The organism is Clostridium sp. CTA-5, assembly GCF_054768135.1.
The window spans coordinates 411,128-431,182 of the sequence record NZ_BAAAAT010000001.1; the positions used below are offsets into that span (position 1 = coordinate 411,128).

Annotated in this window: 20 protein-coding genes; 15 read left to right on the top strand and 5 right to left on the bottom strand. The window is 25.3% G+C overall.

What is annotated here, in order from left to right:
* Positions 1-43: 43 nt before the first annotated feature.
* The 9 genes from ACYUET_RS01835 (at position 44) to ACYUET_RS01875 (ending at position 6,974) form a co-directional block, all read left to right on the top strand.
* Positions 44-403 (top strand): hypothetical protein, encoded by a 360-nt coding sequence (locus tag ACYUET_RS01835; protein WP_460277462.1) that lies wholly within the window; start codon positions 44-46, stop codon positions 401-403.
* Complete coding sequence (locus tag ACYUET_RS01840) at positions 404-985, top strand: hypothetical protein (protein WP_460277463.1); 582 nt, start codon at positions 404-406, stop codon at positions 983-985.
* A gap of 65 nt (positions 986-1,050) precedes the next feature.
* Positions 1,051-1,299: a hypothetical protein gene (locus tag ACYUET_RS01845; RefSeq protein WP_460277465.1), complete on the top strand. Its 249-nt coding sequence runs from the start codon at positions 1,051-1,053 to the stop codon at positions 1,297-1,299.
* A 456-nt stretch (positions 1,300-1,755) separates the two neighbouring features.
* On the top strand, positions 1,756-2,466 hold the full coding sequence (locus ACYUET_RS01850) for a M15 family metallopeptidase (protein ID WP_460277466.1): 711 nt from the start codon (positions 1,756-1,758) through the stop codon (positions 2,464-2,466).
* 20 nt (positions 2,467-2,486) lie between these two features.
* Positions 2,487-3,179 carry a response regulator transcription factor gene (locus tag ACYUET_RS01855; protein ID WP_460277468.1) on the top strand — a complete coding sequence of 231 codons (693 nt, stop codon included), beginning with the start codon at positions 2,487-2,489 and terminating at the stop codon, positions 3,177-3,179.
* Entirely contained in the window at positions 3,169-4,272 is a 1,104-nt protein-coding gene (locus tag ACYUET_RS01860) for a sensor histidine kinase (RefSeq protein ID WP_460277469.1), read from the top strand. Before ACYUET_RS01855 ends, ACYUET_RS01860 begins: the two co-directional genes overlap by 11 nt.
* Positions 4,273-4,565: 293 nt before the next feature.
* A complete protein-coding gene (locus tag ACYUET_RS01865; RefSeq protein ID WP_460277471.1) occupies positions 4,566-5,201 on the top strand; it encodes a CatA-like O-acetyltransferase in 636 nt (211 codons plus the stop codon).
* 115 nt (positions 5,202-5,316) lie between these two features.
* Positions 5,317-6,030 (top strand): hypothetical protein, encoded by a 714-nt coding sequence (locus ACYUET_RS01870; RefSeq protein ID WP_460277472.1) that lies wholly within the window; start codon positions 5,317-5,319, stop codon positions 6,028-6,030.
* Between the two features lie 269 nt (positions 6,031-6,299).
* Positions 6,300-6,974, top strand: coding sequence for a cell wall-binding protein (locus tag ACYUET_RS01875; protein ID WP_460277474.1), 675 nt, complete (start codon positions 6,300-6,302; stop codon positions 6,972-6,974).
* 379 nt (positions 6,975-7,353) lie between these two features.
* Here ACYUET_RS01875 and ACYUET_RS01880 read toward each other — a convergent pair whose 3' ends face one another.
* Positions 7,354-7,749 carry a hypothetical protein gene (locus ACYUET_RS01880; protein WP_460277476.1) on the bottom strand — a complete coding sequence of 132 codons (396 nt, stop codon included), beginning with the start codon at positions 7,747-7,749 and terminating at the stop codon, positions 7,354-7,356.
* A gap of 134 nt (positions 7,750-7,883) precedes the next feature.
* Here ACYUET_RS01880 and ACYUET_RS01885 point away from each other — a divergent pair, with 134 nt between their 5' ends.
* Positions 7,884-8,204, top strand: a complete 321-nt coding sequence (locus tag ACYUET_RS01885; RefSeq protein WP_460277477.1) for a hypothetical protein — start codon at positions 7,884-7,886, stop codon at positions 8,202-8,204.
* A 190-nt stretch (positions 8,205-8,394) separates the two neighbouring features.
* Positions 8,395-9,171 carry a hypothetical protein gene (locus tag ACYUET_RS01890; protein ID WP_460277478.1) on the top strand — a complete coding sequence of 259 codons (777 nt, stop codon included), beginning with the start codon at positions 8,395-8,397 and terminating at the stop codon, positions 9,169-9,171.
* Positions 9,172-9,418: 247 nt separating this feature from the next.
* Here the strand turns inward: ACYUET_RS01890 and ACYUET_RS01895 are convergent, their stop codons facing one another.
* The gene (locus ACYUET_RS01895) at positions 9,419-10,342 is read right to left on the bottom strand and encodes a DUF5692 family protein (RefSeq protein ID WP_460277479.1); all 924 of its coding nucleotides are present in this window, start codon (positions 10,340-10,342) and stop codon (positions 9,419-9,421) included.
* A 608-nt stretch (positions 10,343-10,950) separates the two neighbouring features.
* On the opposite strand from ACYUET_RS01895, the gene ACYUET_RS01900 reads away from it, so the two are divergent.
* Positions 10,951-11,739: a pseudouridine synthase gene (locus tag ACYUET_RS01900; protein WP_460277480.1), complete on the top strand. Its 789-nt coding sequence runs from the start codon at positions 10,951-10,953 to the stop codon at positions 11,737-11,739.
* A 374-nt stretch (positions 11,740-12,113) separates the two neighbouring features.
* Here the strand turns inward: ACYUET_RS01900 and ACYUET_RS01905 are convergent, their stop codons facing one another.
* On the bottom strand, positions 12,114-12,254 hold the full coding sequence (locus ACYUET_RS01905; protein WP_460277482.1) for a hypothetical protein: 141 nt from the start codon (positions 12,252-12,254) through the stop codon (positions 12,114-12,116).
* Between the two features lie 430 nt (positions 12,255-12,684).
* On the opposite strand from ACYUET_RS01905, the gene ACYUET_RS01910 reads away from it, so the two are divergent.
* Positions 12,685-13,842 (top strand): DUF6348 family protein, encoded by a 1,158-nt coding sequence (locus ACYUET_RS01910; RefSeq protein WP_460277483.1) that lies wholly within the window; start codon positions 12,685-12,687, stop codon positions 13,840-13,842.
* Between the two features lie 76 nt (positions 13,843-13,918).
* Here the strand turns inward: ACYUET_RS01910 and ACYUET_RS01915 are convergent, their stop codons facing one another.
* A complete protein-coding gene (locus ACYUET_RS01915; protein ID WP_460277484.1) occupies positions 13,919-14,500 on the bottom strand; it encodes a TetR/AcrR family transcriptional regulator in 582 nt (193 codons plus the stop codon).
* A 362-nt stretch (positions 14,501-14,862) separates the two neighbouring features.
* Between ACYUET_RS01915 and ACYUET_RS01920 the strand changes: the two genes are divergently transcribed.
* Together ACYUET_RS01920 and ACYUET_RS01925 are read left to right on the top strand one after the other, a co-directional pair.
* The gene (locus ACYUET_RS01920) at positions 14,863-16,626 is read left to right on the top strand and encodes an ABC transporter ATP-binding protein (protein WP_460277486.1); all 1,764 of its coding nucleotides are present in this window, start codon (positions 14,863-14,865) and stop codon (positions 16,624-16,626) included.
* Positions 16,611-18,362, top strand: a complete 1,752-nt coding sequence (locus tag ACYUET_RS01925) for an ABC transporter ATP-binding protein (RefSeq protein WP_460277487.1) — start codon at positions 16,611-16,613, stop codon at positions 18,360-18,362. Before ACYUET_RS01920 ends, ACYUET_RS01925 begins: the two co-directional genes overlap by 16 nt.
* Positions 18,363-19,009: 647 nt before the next feature.
* Here ACYUET_RS01925 and ACYUET_RS01930 read toward each other — a convergent pair.
* The gene (locus ACYUET_RS01930; protein ID WP_460277488.1) at positions 19,010-19,975 is read right to left on the bottom strand and encodes a patatin-like phospholipase family protein; all 966 of its coding nucleotides are present in this window, start codon (positions 19,973-19,975) and stop codon (positions 19,010-19,012) included.
* Between the last annotated feature and the right edge of the window lie 80 nt (positions 19,976-20,055).

A 20,055-nucleotide genomic window follows, 5' to 3' on the forward strand; every position in this document is an offset into this window, starting at 1 on the left:
GTATTATAATTAGAATAATTGTAATTGGGAGGGAGATGTTATTATGGACTTAGTACAAATAAAAATTAAGAAAGATAATAATGTAATTAAATACATTTCACTTATTAGAAAGTTTGATAGTTCCATATCAATTAGTGATATAAAGAAAAATATTGAAAATAATGATTTTGTTGTTGTGTTTGATTTAGAGTATTATGATGTGATTGAAGATATAGAGGGCGTTGATAGAAAAGTGTTATTTCGTCAATTTATAGCTGAGCTTCTGAAGGGTGGAGCAGATATTAAAATTTATAGAAATTCAAAAATAACAACTTTAAAATTGCTTGATAATTGGTTAAATACTTTAAAAGAAATAAGTAAGCAAACACAAATAGATATAGATAGAGAATTAGGTGAAATATAATTGGCGATTATGAATAAACAAGATATAGAATTAGAATTTTTTGATTTATTGAGACAAGGATTGAATATTCAAGAATTTGAAAAATGGGTTTATAATATTGATGAAAAATTATTAATTGAATACTATGGATATAATTTTTATTTTGAATTAATATCTTTAAATTATAAAGATAAATATGTGATGAATGAATTAGAAAAATTATTATTTAGTAAGGTGCCTTTTGGAAAATTTGAAGAGATTAAGATAAAAGCATTACTTGAATATATTATAGATGATAGAGAAGATTTAATTAGGGCAATTCAAAAATTGTATGATCTGTATTGTTGTGGGTATAATTTTTTAAGGTATATAGGACTAGCTTATGTTCTTAATGGTATGCCTAGAGAATATGAGGCATATATTTTTAATGAACAAACTAAGAGGAATTTAAAGAATGAAGCTAAAAGAATACTGTCATTTCTTGATGCAGAGAAAATTGTAATTATGGGGGAGTATGAATATAAGGATTTGAGGGAAGAAGTAGATAAGATTGAGTTACACAACATAGAAAATATGTATAAGCAAGAAAAAAATGTATATTAAAATATGGAATAAAATAATGCTGATAGGAAAACAAAATTCTATTTGCATATTTAATGGAGTATATCATGGAAATTATAGAGGAAATCATTACTGAGAACAAACAATATAAAGCAGAAATAATAAAACGAACTGATGGATTATTTAGTATTGAGATATTAAGATGGTATGAAGATGAGTGGTTTGAATCTTGGACACCAATTAAAAGTAATATTTCAATAATAGATACAAGGAGACATGCTATAGAAATTGCTCTTGAAAATTTACACAATTTGACTGATGAAGAAATTAATAGCAAAACACTTCTAATATATTGAGTTTATATTAATATATTAGAGGTGTTTTTTATTTAATTTTGTGAATGATTTTTCATATAAGATTTATGCATATTTGCAAAAGAAACAGCTACTGCAATAGTACCAATAATACTTAAAACACCTAAAATTATTTCCAAATGAATAACCTTCTTAAAATGTTAAATAAGTAAGAAATTATTTTCTTTGATTATATCATATGAGTTTAAATAAATAGATGGAATTTATAAAATTGATATTGTATTAAATATATATCATAAACTTTTTATATAAATTCCTAACTATAATGATTAGTAATATGATTTATAAATAGTCTAAGATTTATATTAATAAACAAACTTTATTGCAAGTTAGATATTTTGATTTTTATAAACTTAAGATTTCGTAAGAATTTTTTAAAATTCCTGTAAATTCTATCTTCTACAATGAAATTATGACATTAGAAAGGAAGTAGAAGATATGAAAAAAGTACTTAAAAATAGTATATTAGTTATAATAATAATTTGTGGATTTTACTGTATGTTAAAATATACAGTATTAAAGTTAGAAGATTCAAGTGTTGCAGGAATTAATATTAATTTAAATGAAAAGAACAAGTCAATAAAAGAAAGTAATGTTAATATAAAACCAGATAAGTTATTAGTAAATAAAGAGAATGGTTTAAACTCAAATTATATACCAGAAAATTTAAGTATTCCCAATATACCATTTTCAGATAGTTCAGATTATGAAGAAAAACATATAGCAGGAATTATTGTAAATCCATTAGAAAACTTGGTGAACACAGCTAAAAAAGAAGGAATAATATTATTTGGAAATTCAGGATATAGATCTTATGAGTCTCAAAAAAATGTTTATAAAAATCGAGTAAGATCTCAAGGAAAAGCACTTGCAGATGCATATGTAGCTAAACCAGGATTTAGTGAACATCAAACTGGATTATGTATTGATATTACTAATAAAGATAGATATTTTATAGAAGGAACAAAAGAAGCAGATTGGCTTGCAAAAAATTGTTATAAATTTGGTTTTATTATAAGATATCCAAAGGAAAAGAAAAATATAACGAATATAGAGTATGAACCTTGGCATATTAGATATGTTGGGAAGGAGGCTGCTAAATATATTTATAATAATAAAATTACGTTAGAAGAATACTTAAGTAAATAATTGTATAATTGGAGGGAAAAATGAACAATAATATTCTTGTAGTAGATGATGAAAAAGAAATAAGAGATTTATTAGGAATAAATCTTACAAATGAAGGATATAACGTGTTTAAAGCAAATTGTGGAAAAGAAGCTTTAGAAATATTAGAAAAAGAAAAAGTTAATTTAATGGTTTTAGATATAATGATGCCAGACATGGATGGTTTAGAAGTTTGCAAAAGAGTAAGGGAAAAGTATAGTATACCAATTCTTATGCTAAGTGCAAAAGTAGAGGATATGGATAGGATACAAGGCATTATGACTGGTGCAGATGATTATGTATGTAAGCCTTTTAATCATTTAGAACTTACAGTTAGGATAAGAGCATTACTTAGAAGAACATATTTTTTAAATAGTAAAATTCAAAGTTTAGATAATACAATAAGAATTGAATCAATGATTATAGATAAGAAACAACACAAAGTAACAATAGATGATAATGAAATAGATTTAACAGCAAGGGAATTTGAAATTTTATATTTATTAGCTAACAACAGGGGAAGAGTTTTTAGTGCAGAAGAAATTTTTGAAAAGGTATGGAAAGAAAAATATTATCAATCAAATAACACTGTCATGGTACATATGAGCAGACTTAGAGATAAAATAGAAAAATATATGGAAGGGAGTAAGGTAATTCATACTGTGTGGGGAGTTGGTTATAAAATTGAAAAATAAGAAATTATATAAATATTACCTAATATCATTAGGAGAAATATTAATAGCTTTAATATCAACATTTATAATAGCATATATAAGTAAAAAAATATTAAATTATTTATATATAAAAAATGACAGTAACTTTGCTTTTTATTTTTGGGCGTTTTGGAGAAAAATTAAGTATGAGGTAGTTGGAGAATATTTTAATATAATAGTTGGAGTAATTTTATTTTCAGTGTTTTATTTTATGATAACTTATAGAAAAGTTAAGAATCTTATAGCTGTTATAGATGAAACTGAAATCATGTCTAATGGTGATTTAGATAGGGTAATAAAAGTCGAATCAGAAGGAGATATGAAAAAGTTAGCAGAAAATATAAATAATATATCAAGTCAACTTAAAGACATAACAGTAGCGGAAAGAAATGCACAAAAAACTAAAAATGATTTGATAACTAATGTTTCTCATGATTTAAGGACTCCATTAACTTCAATAATGGGATATTTGGAGCTTATTGATAATGATAAGTATAAAGATGAGGTGGAACTTAGATATTACGTTAATATAGCATACGAAAAATCTAAAAACTTAAACCTTCTTATAAATGAATTGTTTGAACTTACTAAAATGCAAAATAACACTATTAATTTAGATAAAACTGATATTAATTTAGTTGAATTATTAGGTCAAGTAGTTGCTTGTTTTGAATGTCAATTTAACAGTGCAGATATGCAATCTAGAATTAATTTTTCAAAAGATAAGCTAATAATAAATGCAGATGCAGGAAAATTAGTTAGAGCATTTGAAAATCTATTATCTAATTCAATTAAATATGGAAAAGATGGTTATTATGTTGACGTAATAACTAAAATTGAAGCAAATATGGCAGTAGTTCAAGTTATAAATTATGGTCAATCAATATCAACAATAGATTTACCATATATATTTGATAGATTTTATAGAGTAGAAAAATCAAGAAACAGTAGTATAGGTGGATCTGGATTAGGATTAGCTATAACAAAAAACATTATAGAATTACATAACGGTACTATAGAAGCTTATAGCGATGATAATAGAACTATCTTTGAAGTAAAATTACCGGTTAAATAGATATTATGGATAATCCTGAGAAGTATTTATAATTAACTATAAATATCTGTATAGCTTTATAATAACTATAGTATCAAAGAAATAGCGTATTAATATAAATACTATAAAATATATAATTTAATTTACAGAATATTTAAATGTGAATTTTTAAAATAAAAATGTTTTTTTAATATTGATATAGCTTGGCATATAAGGTTAATTTAAACAGTGTAGATGATTTCATTAATACAAAATGTGGTATAATTAATATTAAATGGAATGGAGTTCAATATTATAAGGAGAGTGACATTATAATGAGATTTATAGATATTGAAAATTGGAAGAGAAAAGAACATTATAATTATTTCAAAAAAATGGACTACCCACATTTTAATATTTGCGCCAATATTGATATTACAAAATTTTATAAATATATTAAAGAAAATGAATTACCATTTTTTATATCAATTTTATATGCTTCAAGCAAAGCAGCAAATAGTATAAAAGAATTTAAACTTAGAATAAGAGAAGATAAAGTAATTGAGCATGAAATAGTAAATCCTTCATTTACTGTTATGACAGATGATAAAATATTTAGTTTTTGTAAATCAAATTATATAGACAATTTTAATGAGTTTAAAGTTAATACATTAAAAGAAATTGAAAATGTAAAGAATAATATTATTATCAAAGATGAAGTTATAGGTGATGATGTAGTATATATAACAAGCATTCCTTGGATCTCATTTACTAATTTAACTCATCCAATTAACATAGATGATACTGCGAGTATACCTAGAATAGCATGGGGAAAATATTTTAAGGATGGGGAAAATATTAAGTTACCAGTATCTGTACAAGTTCATCATGCATTGCTTGATGGAGTGCACATTGGACAATACTTTAATATTATTGAAGAAATTATAGATAATCCTGCAAAGTACTTATAAAAGATGATTAATGATAAAATATATCAATTGAAAATTATTATTGACTAGGATATAGTGTGATGATATTATAATAGAGTATTATTTAGGCAAATAATTAAAATAAAGGAGGATTAAAATGATACTTATTATCTCACTATTATTTTCAGTGATATTTTATTTAATATTAAATACACAAATAAAGAAAAAATCATGGATTTTTTATATTTTAATGATTATTTTAACAGGATTTATAATCTATTATTATAGAGTAAAAATGTATGAAGTATATCCTGAATGGATTACGACATATCTTATAGGTCCATTTAAAAGAGGAGCTTTTTCGACTGCAACATTTATTATTGTTATGTATTTAGGAGCAATTAAGAAAAATACTACAATAGCAAAAAAACTGTTTAGCATAAGAGGAGAAATGTCCATAATGGCATGTATTTCAACTTTAGGACATAATATAGTTTATGGAATATATTATTTTCCAAAATTATTTTTAAATCCACAATCATTACCTAGGTTACAATTAATAGCTGCATTATTGACTATAGGTATGATATCAATTATGTTACCACTTTTTATAACGTCTTTTAGATGTGTAAGAAAGAAAATCAAGGCATCTACTTGGAAGAAGGTACAAAGAATGGCTTATTTATTCTTTGGCATGATATATATTCATGTAATGGTGTTATATTCTGGAAAGCTTGATAAGCATATAAATGATATTATAATTTATACTGTAATTTTTGGAACTTATGGATTTTTAAGAATAAGAAAGTATATGATGAGCAGAAAAAGAAAATTAGAAATACACAGAAATAAGCTTGCAGCATTAAGTTAGAGAAGTTTTAAAGAATATAATAAATTTAAAAATAAAACTAAATATATTTAAGTACAATGTATGGTAGACATAAAATTGGACAAGAATTAACTGATAAAGAAAAAATATAATAATTTAAAGAATAAATATTTCTAGAGATTATTTTAAGAACTTAGTACAAACTGTATTAGGTTCTTTTTTGTTATGTTTTTAACAAGATACATAATATTTTGGATTTAAAAGCATAAATTCCTTTTATATTTTATATTATACTGAGAGGGGGTAATGAAATGGGAAGATCAAAATTAGCAAAGGGAATGGTAATTGGATTAGGAGCACTTTTAGTAGTAGCGTTGAATTCTATAGGTGTAAGTGCTGAATGGAGACAAGATAATAATGGCTGGTGGTATTCACAAGATAGTTCTTATTATACAGGATGGAAACAAATAGGAGATAAGTGGTATTATTTTGGACAAGATGGTTATATGAAAATAGGTTGGATAGAGGAAAATGGACGTTGGTATTATCTTTATTCAAATGGAGAAAAAGCCTTTAATACTGTTATTGATGGATGTGAATTAGATAAGGAAGGATGTTGGAATATGCCATCTAAAGAAGCAAATGAAGCAAGAAATTTAATTTTAGAAGAAGATAGCAATTTTATCTCTAAGAATGCTAAAGAATATGGAGCTAAATTATCAACAAGATATAGTGAAGGAAATATTAATAATTTTATAGTTAATGATAAATGGAATTTACCAGTGGAAGATGTATATGTATTTAATCTTGTTGATAGTAGTGGTGAATATGAGATTTGTGGTTATTTGGTTGGTAAAGAGAGCAATAATATATATTGTGTTCCACATCAAGGAGGACTTCCAATATACCAAATAAAAAATAATGAGATAGTAAAAACCTACAAGTGGCTTGGTAATGACGCATACCCTTATGAGTGGCGTTGTTAAACTTAATATTAATTAAATAAAAGGCTATGATTTTAAAAAAAGTAAATTCGAGTTCGTCTTTATACTAACAATATAAACATTCAGTTAAAATGTAGCAAAATAAAAAATAGTTATCATGCCAATGATAACTATTAAAAACTAAATACAGTTTTAAAAATACTTTGAAATCTCTTTAAAGAAAGAGATTATATTTAGCCCGTGATTTAATTGTAATTGAAAGAAATAGAGATTTCAAGTGGTTAATTTTTCAAGAAAACTTGTATTAATTTTAAAGAATATACTTATTAAAATTTAGGCTATGTTTTAATATTTTTTATATTTATGTATAAAACAAAGCAGTATGATGTCATACTGCTTTGTTTGTTATATATTAAATTTATTAATTAGATTTTTTATAAAATTTTCCTTTTAAATGATACTCAACTGTTACAAATATAGAAACAAATATTAAGCATTCAAATTCGAATAATGAGTTGCTTATAGTGTTAATTTCAGAGTCATTTAATATTAATAATACAGTACTAACTATTAGTATAAATAAACCACTACAAATCCATATAACACCGCAATTTTTATTTGCTACAATAAATGTATTTTCATTCTTAGTTATATTTGTTTTTGGAGTATCTGAAACTCCTGAAAACATCATTACTATAGGTGTTATTAAATCTAAAATTGTATTAATTTTCTTAGATGGATTAATAGTATATAACAATCCTATTGCAAACATTATTGTAGGTATAGTAATATTACAAATTAAAATAAATATATCCATACAATTTCACTTCCTTCACTGATGTATAGAGAACTTTTCCTAATTACTATAAGTTGATTATACCATATTTTGTAAAGGAGATTTCACTATTAAAATATATTAATTAAATATTATTTTCTTCAAAGGTGGGCATCATGGATTTCTCTATGTCTAATAATTTAATTATAAAGATAGATGCAATTTTCAGATCTAAAGGAGCTTTTTTAGCTGAGCTTAAAAATAGTCTTACAAAAGACTCATGGAATATTTATAGTATAGAAAAAAATTATGCTGGAAAGAGTGCAACATGTTTTGAATATTCAAATGATAGAATTGATGGTGTAAAAAGTATTTATGTAGTAGTGTTCTTTGTGAATAATAAACCTCATTGTTTAATGTTGGCAAGTGATCCACAAAATTTCAATGAAGATAAACAAGAACTAGAAGACATGATTAATTTCACATTAAATTTATAGTTTGATAAGATTAAGAGCTTAATACTTATTTGTGTTAGGTTCTTTATTTATATACTTTATTATTATGTTAATGAACAGATTAGTAATTAAGCAAATATTGGTTTTAATAAATTTTATAGGTCTAAAAAATATGATATAATAAATGGTACAATTATGTAAAAAAGAAATTATTATAACAAAGGGGAATAATATGGCTACTGATAAAATGTTTGTTGTTGGTGGAATAATAGCAGGACTTGTGATTGGTGGATGTGCTGCTGGGGGAGCAATATTAGCTAGTAATATGCAAACTAAGAATGTAGAATCCGAACCTGTTCAATCTACGGCTCCGGTTAAAGAAAAACTTAATGGCTGGCAACAAAAAGGGGATAACTGGTATTACTATAAAGATGACAAAGAACAAAGTGGATGGCTACAAGATAAAAATAGCTGGTACTACTTGGGTAATGATGGAAAAATGAGATCTGGTTGGATACAAGATCAGGAAAATTGGTATTATTTAAATAGTGATGGAACTATGGCTACAAATACAACCATAGATGGCTGTTATTTAAATGAAAAAGGGTTGATAAAAGAAACACCAAAACCTAAAAAAACTGAGGAAAGTAATAAGACATCTAATAAAGTAAATAATGGGGTTACAAATGCCGAAGAGGCTTTAAATTTAATTTGTTCAAATGATAAAGTTAATAGTCAATTAACTTCTCAAGGTATATATTCAAAAGAACAAATAAACCCTGAACTTAAAAAATATTTTCAAGGATTTCAACTTAATGAATCAGTCTATGTCTTTTATTTATATGATATGGATACTGGAGATGCAGTATGTATATATTATGTTGGAAAAGATACTGGAAATGTATATAAGAGAAAAGGTGGATATCATCAATTAGATGATGCAGTTTTAGTTAAAAATTATCAAGAAATAAAGACATATAAGTGGATTGATCCTTGGTCAAACCATTAAAAATAATTCAAAGTAAGAAGAGTTAATTAACTCTGTCTAGTTAGAACCATATATAGTATAAATGTTTTATATAAGTTTCTCATTATAGTGGTCATTAATATTATTTATAAATATTTTAAGATTTATATTTAATGAACAAACTTTATTGGAACTCATATATGTTAGAAATACATATACTAAATATTAATTAAATTAAGAACTTAAAATAGCCATCCTTGTTTGAGGATGGCTATAACTAGTTATAATATTATTCGGATAATTCCTTAATTTCTTTGTAGCTATTAAGATCTGTATAAAGTTCAGCTGTAATAGGATTACGTTTTGTAATCTTAATCTTATAAAGATAGTATACAAATACTGCAATGTTTGATAGCAATGCTAATAAGCTTACAATAAATAGAGCAGTTGAATTATGTGATGATTTAACTGCAAATTGTGATTGATCAATAAAGCTTGGACATGTCATTGCAAACATACACCATAATGCAAGTGTTTGTGCACGATGTTGTAACCAAGCACCTTTTCTGATAAAGAAAGCTGCAATTGTAGGAGCTAAAAGTAATGCTAAACCACAGTACCATGCATGATCTGGTAAACAATTGTATGTGTATGCAAAGTTCCAAATATCATATGCTATAATCCAGAACCAAAGCATATCAGGCCATAACATATCTTTACTCTTATCTTTACTTATACATATTCCAAACCAACCTGTAATTGTAATAATATTTAAGATACCAGCAATTCCATTCATAACATTCCAGGAACCACTTACTGTCATCATGCCTTCAAATATTTCTTTGTTAAGATGTAGTCCATAAATTTGAAAATCACGTGCTACTGCTTCACAAATATTAATTGCTAAAATTAATGGTGGGAAACATAAAGCCCACTTTTTGCTACTTGCACCTTTTACATGTCTAATTATCCAGAAGCCAATACACCCTGCTAGTGCTGAGTATACTTTAGCATAGTGAAACCAATCATTTACGCTTGTACCTTCAGTAGTTTTTGGCCATACAAAAAAGGTAAGAATTAATGGTACTATTATAAATAGAAATATTCCACCTAATTTAGATCTACGACCTAATTCATTCAGGCCAATCAACGCCAAAAATACCATTAGTAACATAAGCCAGTTTGTAATAGGCTGCGCTTCAAAAAAAAACATAACAAATCCCCCTTAGTAAAAAATACAGTTATTTTAGTATTTTTTAACCCAATTTTTTATAATGACTAGTATTATTCTACGTATGTATATGGAGATTTATGACTTTGCATCTAGAAATCATAAACAATGTTGTGTATATTTACTAGTAATTATGAAGAAAAATGTAGTATATTTCTTTTTGAATCTATAGTATTTTCAGGGATTCATTTAATAATAGAAATTTTAATTAAATATATAATTTATTTTGATTTATATTAAAAATTATTTAAATTTTAGACTGTTAATCTTTACGCAAAAGTAAAATTAATATATATTAATATAGGTAAATTTAATTTATACAAATGTATATAATTAAAAGTTTAATAAATGCTCAGAAAAAGTACAATTAAAGTTGTGCTTAGAATTAAATTTTATATAGTAGAAATAGATTAAGATTATTTTACAAATGATTAGGCACATGAAAATAAATAACAAGTCCGAAGTTACAATCTATGATTTTGTGTAAATCGCTTATTCAGCGATCATATACAAGTCGAGCTTCCTATGATGGGAAATAGGATGCTAAATGGACTTGTTATTTTTTGATTGTGCCTTAGAAAAGAGGGAACATGAGATTAGATAAATTTTTAGCAGAGTCATCAGTTGGAACAAGAAAAAATGTTCGAACTTATATTAAAGACGGAGCTGTTAAAGTAAATGGAAAAGTTATAACAGAGCCAGCAATAGAAATTAAAGAGGATATTGATATTATTGAATATCTTGATAAAGTAGTTACTTATAGAGGTAAAGTGTATTATATGTTTCATAAACCAGGTGGTTGCATTACTGCAAGAAAAGATGAAACTAATAAAACAGTATTTGATTTTTTTGACGAGGTAAACATGAATGGAATATTTCATGTGGGAAGATTAGATAAAGATACAGAAGGATTATTGTTATTTACTAATGATGGAGAGTTTAATCATCAGTTAATGTGTCCAGAAAAACATGTTGAAAAGAAATATTTTTTTATTGCATTAGGTTCATTAGACGAAGAAGATATAAAAAAATTAGAGAATGGAATTTCTATTGGACAAGATGAAGAAATAACTAAGCCTGCCAAAATAGAAGTAATACAATCTGGAATGTATGAAGATTTAGAACAGGAACTGGATATTAGAAAGTTTTATAATATAAAGTCAAACTTTTATCAACAACCTGTTGTTTCTGGATATCTTACAATTTCAGAAGGACGTAAACACCAAGTAAAACGTATGTTAAAAGCAGTGGGCTGCTATGTAATATATTTAAAAAGAATTTCAATTGGAGAATTAACATTAGATAAAGCACTTAAAAAAGGACAACATCGAATGCTTTCAGAAGATGAAATTCAAAAATTATTGGGCAAATGTATGTAAATATTAAGAATATCTATAAGTATATACTGTAGTTACTTATGATAATACTGATAGTAAAAATATTTTTAATTACAATAAATTTGATATCAAAGTAGATAATATATTTAATTAATTATTTGTACACCTTTTGTATACAGATTTTATAAATCATATACAAAAGGTGATTTTTTTATTCTTTAGGAATTTATATATTTTAAAATCTGTGGATAACTTCTAGAATATCTTGTTTTAGAAGTATTATAAGTACACCTAAAGAATAAAAAATAATCATGTGCCGCACCATTATTCCTGCACTACGTTTGGAAAGGGTGCATGGCTAAAAAAATCGACGCTCCACAGTCGCTTAGCGATTTTTTTGTGAATAATTATTAAATTTAAAGCTGATTAAATGTAATATCTTTCCCTTTAGATACAACTTTATCTACATTATCTTGTTTTTCTTCATATGATTTAACCTTAGATTGTGACATACCATTTGATTGTTGCATTAATTTTTCTTTTTTATTCTTTCCCACTTTAAATCATCTCCTTTTTTATAGTATTAGTAGTATAAATAATAGTTATACTTATAATTTTTTATTCAAATAGCCAATAATTTGCATTCTTAGATTAACTATATTTAAAAATAGTGATGAAAGTGCAGTACAATATCAAGTTGATATTTACTTTGAGATTTTTAATCAACATACCTAAAAGTAGAAAATTAAATTTTACATTTGGTTTTTAAAATTTTTCAAGAGAGAAGTTTATATTTTATTTCTTGAATTAATTTAATAAATTGATACAAATCTAAATAATTGTAAAATTAATATATAAGTGTACTTTTTGAATAAATATAAAGTAATGTAAAAATAATCCGATAGTAAAGTGTTGTTATTTTTGTTATTTAATTTTTATAGGAAAATTAAAATAACAAAAAAGTTAATAACAGAAGGGGAAAAATATATGGGGATATTTAATAGGATATTTAATAGAAAAAGCAAAAGTATAAAAGATAATTTAACTAATGATGAAAAGGTTCTCGAAGTGCTGAATAGAACAATAGAAGATAGTGAAATAGAAAATGAAAGTTTACACATTAAAGGTATAGATTTAACAATAGAAGCACATGTAGCACAGGTAAATCAAGGATTTATTCAAGTTATATTTGTACTTAAGCACAAGATCTTTGATGAAGATTTAATTGAATCTGTAGCTGGAATTGGAAATGATATTAATAATGCAATTGAATATGCAGTAGCTAGTTTTTCTTTATCATCATTATGTGGATTAACACATGCATTAAAAGATGAAGATGGACAGAAAGTAAAAATAAAATATTATAATAAGGTAAATGAATTTAAACTTTATAAAAGTTGTTTAACAGCTCAAGGGACAAGATTAGCAGGTGAGTGCACAGATTATTGGGATCTTTTAGGATATGAAATAAAAAAACGTTTAGGAAATAAAAAAGTTTATTATATAAAGATATATGCATCTAAAACTGGAAATTCAATTAATTGCGAATGTAGAATAAATGGAAAAGTTAATATTGATATAACTGAAATTATTAATGAGCATATTAAAGATTGGAAAGTTCAAGAACCACTATATTCTGAAAAACAATTTTTTGTTTTAATCCAAGATGAAAATACATATACACCATATAACATTACTCAAAAACAAATTAGTAATATTACTATGAAAGCATTGGATTTATATAAAAAATGTGATTCACAAGAAAGATATGAAAATTTATATATTCAAATTTTTAATTTTTGTAATGATATCACATTAGCTAATGATTTGTTCTGTTTTATACCAGAGATTTTTTGTGAACTCTTATTTCCAGAAGTAAAATATTCAGAGGAAATTATATTAATTAGAGAACACGAAAAGATTAAATTATTTAAAGAACAACTTATGTCTTATAATCTTATATACGATATTGTTCAAAGAACTATTAAAAATTCATATTATGAAAAAGATGAGTTAATGAATATAGTCTCTAAAAGTGCATCTTTCAATGTACTTAATCAAGCTTTAAATGATGGAAGTGAAATGAAAGATTTATGCATGAATGCTTTATCATTTAATGTTATAAAGGATTATAAGATTTTTTAGTTAATGTTTATAATAGGAACAATATATAGTTTTGTGTGAAAAGCAAAACTATATACTCTTTATAAAAGAAAAAATATTATATAAAAACATAATCTAAAATGTTATTAATAAAATGTTCTAATGTTTCTTTATATGCATCTTTATGTAATTGTTCTTTATTAGCTTGAATTATAGCAATAGATTTAATATAATTTGAAAAAACCTTCCAATTACAATTTTCTGAAATATTATTAATATGTTTTAAAATCCATAATGAAGTATTCTCATCATTTTTTTCATTTATAAGGTATTCTTGCGGCCAGCGAGCTTTTAACATAGCAATTTCAGCATCATTAAGATATACAAAAAGGTTATAATCACCGAATACTAATATTTCTAAATATTTTTTAAATTGTGTTCTGTTTAATTGTTTAGATTCATCTAATAAATTTTGAAACTCCTCTTTTGCTTTATCTCTCTTAAAAATTATTATTTCATATACGAAATCTTCTTTGTTTTTAAAAAAATTATAAAAAGTTCCTTTTGCTACTCCTGATTTCTTTGTTATATCTTCAACAGTTGTTCTTTTTAACCCATAAAGTTTAATTAATTGAAAGCCATTCTCTAACATTTGTTTTCTTAAATGTTTTTTTGTTTCTTCATCGAAAATTAACGGCATAACTTTTTCACTCCTTAGAATATATGAATATATAATGAAATTTAGTCATTTAATACGTTATCATAATATGGTTTACATGTCAATTAAGGTAGATGAAATAAAACAATAGATCAAAGAGGCGTTGTATCTTTTGAGTCAGACAAGGAAGTAAATTTAGTTAATAGTGATTTATTGATTAAATTTGCTGACGAAATATCACACAAAATAGACGAGCATAATGGTTTATTATTTTTTTAAAATCTGTTAAATATAAATTAAGAATTATTCTCAATATTTTTATTGATAAAAATATTATTTAGAGGTATAGTTAAATTGTTAAATGACTAAAAATATAAATATAGTCATTAAAAAGGAGGGCAAATATGGAAGAAACAAAATATTCTGGGATTCTTTCATTTGTACAAAAGTATAATGGAAAAATGACACTTTCAATTGTATTATCTATTTTTAGTGTAATATTTGGAATAATCCCATATTTTATTGTGACAAAAATACTTACAGTAATGATATTAAAAACTGGTACGATTTCTAATATCATTTATTTATCAATAATAGGGGGAGTTGGATTTTGTTTAAAAATTATATTATTTAACTTATCAACTGCTATATCACATAAATTAGCATATAACACAATTAATGTTTTTAGATATGAGATTGTTGATAAATTAGCTTTTATGTCTATGGGAGAATTAAAAAAGAAAAAAGTTGGTGAATATAAGCAACTTATTATTGACGATATGGAGCAACTTGAATATCCATTAGCTCATGCAATTCCAGAAATAAGTTCAAATTTATTAGGTTTTATTTCTATAATAATTTATCTATTTATTGTAGATTGGCGTTTAGCCTTAGCAAGTTTATTACCAATAATTATTAGTTTTATAATCTATGCTATTATGATGAAAGGCGGTGCAATGGAAATATTTAAGGAATTTAATGAGGGAAAAGCTCTTTTAAATTCAAGTACAGTTGAATACATCAATGGCATGGAGGTTATAAAAGCATTTAATCAAACCCTATCTTCTATAGAAAAATTCAGCAATTCTGTAATACATTTCAGAGATGTAATGACAAAATGGTTTTCTCATTGTTGGCTCTATTTGAGTGCATATAATATAATAATGCCATCTAGTATTGCTTTTGTCTTACCTACAGGAGCTATTCTTCTAAGATATAATAAGATTGAACTTTCAACTTTTATAATAGGTATGATTTTATCATTAGGAATTGCTCCACCAATCATGAAATTAATTGAGTTTACAGATAATATTCCAACCATTATTTTTACTGATAACAAATTAAAAGAAATACTTTCTACAAAAGAATTACAACAAAATTTGCAAAATGTAGATTTAAAAGATGATAGCATTGAATTTAATCATGTTAATTTTGGATATGAAAAAGAAAATGTATTACATGATATCTCTCTTAAAATAGAACCAAAGATGATGACAGCTTTTGTTGGGCCATCTGGAGCAGGTAAATCAACTGTTGCAAAATTGATTGCAAGATTTTGGGATGTGAATGAAGGCAACATTATGGTTGGGGGAGAGAATATAAAAAATATTCCACTTAAACAATTAATGGATAAAATAAGTTTTGTTTCTCAAGAAAATTTCTTATTTGATATGACCATAAGAGAAAATATAAGAATTGGTAATAAACTTGCAACAGATGATGAAATAGAATTTGCTGCTAAAAATGCTGGATGCTTAGATTTTATATCAAAATTACCTAAAGGATTTGAAACTAAAGTTGGTGATGCAGGTGAATTACTCTCAGGTGGAGAACGTCAAAGAATTGCAATTGCAAGAGCGATGATAAAGGATGCTCCAATTGTAATTTTAGATGAAGCAACAGCATTTACAGATCCAGAGAATGAAGAGATAATCCAAAAATCTATAAATAATTTAACAAAAAACAAAACCCTTATTGTAATCGCTCATAGATTATCAACAATAGTAAATGCAAATAAAATTATTTTATTTGATAAAGGAAGAATTGTAAGTGAAGGTAATCATAATGAATTATTAAAAACTTCTGTTCTTTATAAGGATATGTGGGAAGCTCATATAGGTTCAAAATCTTGGAGTGTAAAGGAGGGTAAACAATGTTTACAACATTAAAACGAATTATAAATTTATCTGGGAATATGTCTTCAAAGATTAAGAAAAGTTTTATCTATAGCTTTATTGATGGAATATTTGAATCATTTCCATTGATTGCAATATTCTACTTTTTTAAAGGAATTAATTTAAATAACTCTATAGAACCAATGGTTGAAATAAATGTAATAATAAAATGTACTGTTATTTTATTAGTTGGAATTGTTGGTAGAATAATTTGCAAATTTACAACTTATAGATTACAAGGACATACAGGATATCAAATGATTGCAAAAGAACGTCTAGATATGGGAGAAAAGTTAAAAAGAGTTCCTATGGGATTTTTTAATCAAAACAATCTGGGAGAATTAACTAATACTGTCACATCAGATATGCAACTTGTTGAAAAGCAAGCTCCATTTATGTTAGATAAAATGCTTAATTCAATAATTAATGTATTTGTTATATGTATAGCTATGATAATATTTGATTGGAAAATAGGATTTGTATTTTTAATAGGATTATTTTTAGCAATCTTGATCTTAAACCTAATGCAAAAGAAGGCTCTAGAGCTTACAAAAACTCAAAAAGAAGCACAAGTAAAAGTCGTATCTTCTGTTCTTGAATATATACAAGGCATTTCAATATTTAAATTATTTAACCTTTCCAATAATAGCAATAGCAGAATAAAATCATCTTTTGATGAATATAGTATAGCTAATTGCAATCTAGAATTAAAATTTATTCCGTTAAATACTTTATTTTCTTTATCACTAAAAATAGCTTGTGGAATAATTCTGTTTTTATCACCGTATTTGGTCTTGAATGGAAATTTATCTATTATTAAAATGATTGTTATTTTAGTAGCTATTTTTAGTATTTATACACCCGTTGAAGCGTTGGGGAGTATTACAGGATTAACTAGAATGCTAGAGATTTCTTTAAATAGGATAGAAAAGATAAAAGAATTTCCACTTATTGATGAAAATGCAAAAGACATAGATTTAAATTCCTTCAATATTGATTTTAAAAATGTAAGTTTTGGATATAACGATAATGAAACAGTAATAAATAATATATCTTTTCATATTCCAGAAAAAAGTATGACTGCTATTGTTGGACATTCAGGTTGTGGAAAAACTACTATAACAAGATTAATTGCAAGATTTTGGGATGTAGAAAAAGGTAAAATTGAAATTGGTGGAGTTAATATAAAGAATATGAGTTGTGATTCTATATTAAAACATATTACTATAGTTTTTCAAAATGTATATTTATTTAATGATACTATTGCCAATAATATAAGGCTTGGAAAATATAATGCCTCAATGAAAGAAATAGAAGAAGCTGCTAAAAAGGCAAGGTGCTATGAGTTTATAAAAAATTTGCCTGATGGATTTGATACTATTATTGGGGAAGGCGGTTCATCTCTTTCTGGTGGAGAAAAACAAAGAATATCAATTGCACGTGCTATATTAAAGGATTCCCCTATAGTTTTATTAGATGAAGCAACATCTAGCATTGATCCTGAAAATGAATTCTATATACAACAAGCTATTAGTGAATTAGTTAAAAATAAAACTCTTATTGTTATAGCTCATAGACTATCTACAATTAAAGAAGCAAATCAGATTTTAGTAATGGAAAATGGACAAGTCATACAAAAAGGAATAAATGATGAATTAATTAAAGAAAAAGGAGTATATAAAAAGTTTTGGGAAGTAAGAGAGAAATCAGGAAATTGGAAGCTTAATTAAGGGGATTTCTTAAAATCAACATACTATATTAAAAATTAATTTTAAGTATAAAGCTCATGGAGAATGGAAATTACTAATAGTAGAGAATATAGATGACGTTATTGTAATATATTCTTTAGGTATTTTATTTAATGATTTTTTAAATCAAGAGGTAAAAGAACAAATTGATAAATATGGAATTAAAATATATAGTAAATAAGAATATTAATAAGAGCCTATGCTTATGTAGACTCTTATTATTTATTATAAAGATATTAAATAAATTAAAGAAAACTGCATATTAAAGAAATTGATTTATAAATTGAAAAAAGAACCTATATAAATAAATTGTTTTTATAAGTGTTTATTATATAGGTTCAATTTTATAATAATATATTCCAATTTTTTTATAAGAGTTTAAATAATTAGGCTATGTTTTAAAACAGTGTTGATATTTTAGTATAATAGCGAACTGGCATTGGAATTTGCTTTTTAGAACTCTTAATAAAGATTTGTACAATTAATTGCTTGTCAGTAATCTTTGATTGGGAGCATGCATTAATTGGACTAAGCTTTATTTTAGAGTTCTTAAAGTAAATTCCCCTGTCCATGAGCGTTATACTACAATATCAACATTCACTTAAAACACAGCCAATAATTAAAATGTATTAAGCTTCTTTATATATACTATAAGCTTGTACATATTTATTAAAATCCCATTCTTTTAAAAATTTTTCTGTACTATCATATCCAGATTGATATAATGCTAAGCTTCTTTCTTTAGATATATCAAATTCAGTTGTGCCTACTCCAAGAGTTGGTATATCTATTACTCTAACTAAGTCTTTATCTCTAATATATCTATCTTCACTTTTGTGACTAAAAATACAAGTATTAACTAAATCATATGAATAGTATAAGAAGTTTGTTTTTCCTTGAGCGGTATAACTTAACTCTTGTTCATCAAGGTTAAAACCAAAGGTAGGGTATTCAGGCTTTTCTTCTGAGTCAAATATCCATATAGGGAAATTTGATAATATACCACCATCTACAATAAAGCTTGTTCCTTTATTAGTTTGTAATTCTACTGGTTTGAAGAAAAAAGGAATACTCATACTCATTCTTACTGCTTTTGATATTTCAAATTCCATAGGATCTATTCCGTATTTTGGAAGATCGTCAGGGAAAATTAACATAGTGCTTTTAGTTATATCAGCAGCAATTAATTTAAGTTTAGATTTTCCGTTTACAAATATATCTTTGAATTTTGTTTTTGATTTTGCCTTAAGTAGATTGTTCATCCATTTTTCGAAATAATCACCACTATAAAAACCTTTATCATTAAATAAATTATACATATGAGAAGCTTTTTCTAAAATATTACCTGAGCTAAGAATAGATATATTTTTATCTAAAAAGTTGTTGTAATCTGTATTAATCATAATTTCTTTTATTTCTTTAGCTGTATATCCTACGGCTAAAAGTGCTGATACTATAGCTCCAGCTGATGTTCCAGCACACCTTTCTATTGAATAACCTTCTTCTTCAAGTTTAGTTAAAGCTCCAACAAAACCTATTCCCTTAACGCCACCCCCTTCAAATACTGCATTAAATTTTTTAGTTTGATTGTTCATAGTTATCATCCTTCCTTATAAACTAAATTTATTTTGAAGATTAATTTAAATGGACTTTTTAACCTTCTGTATAATAAAAG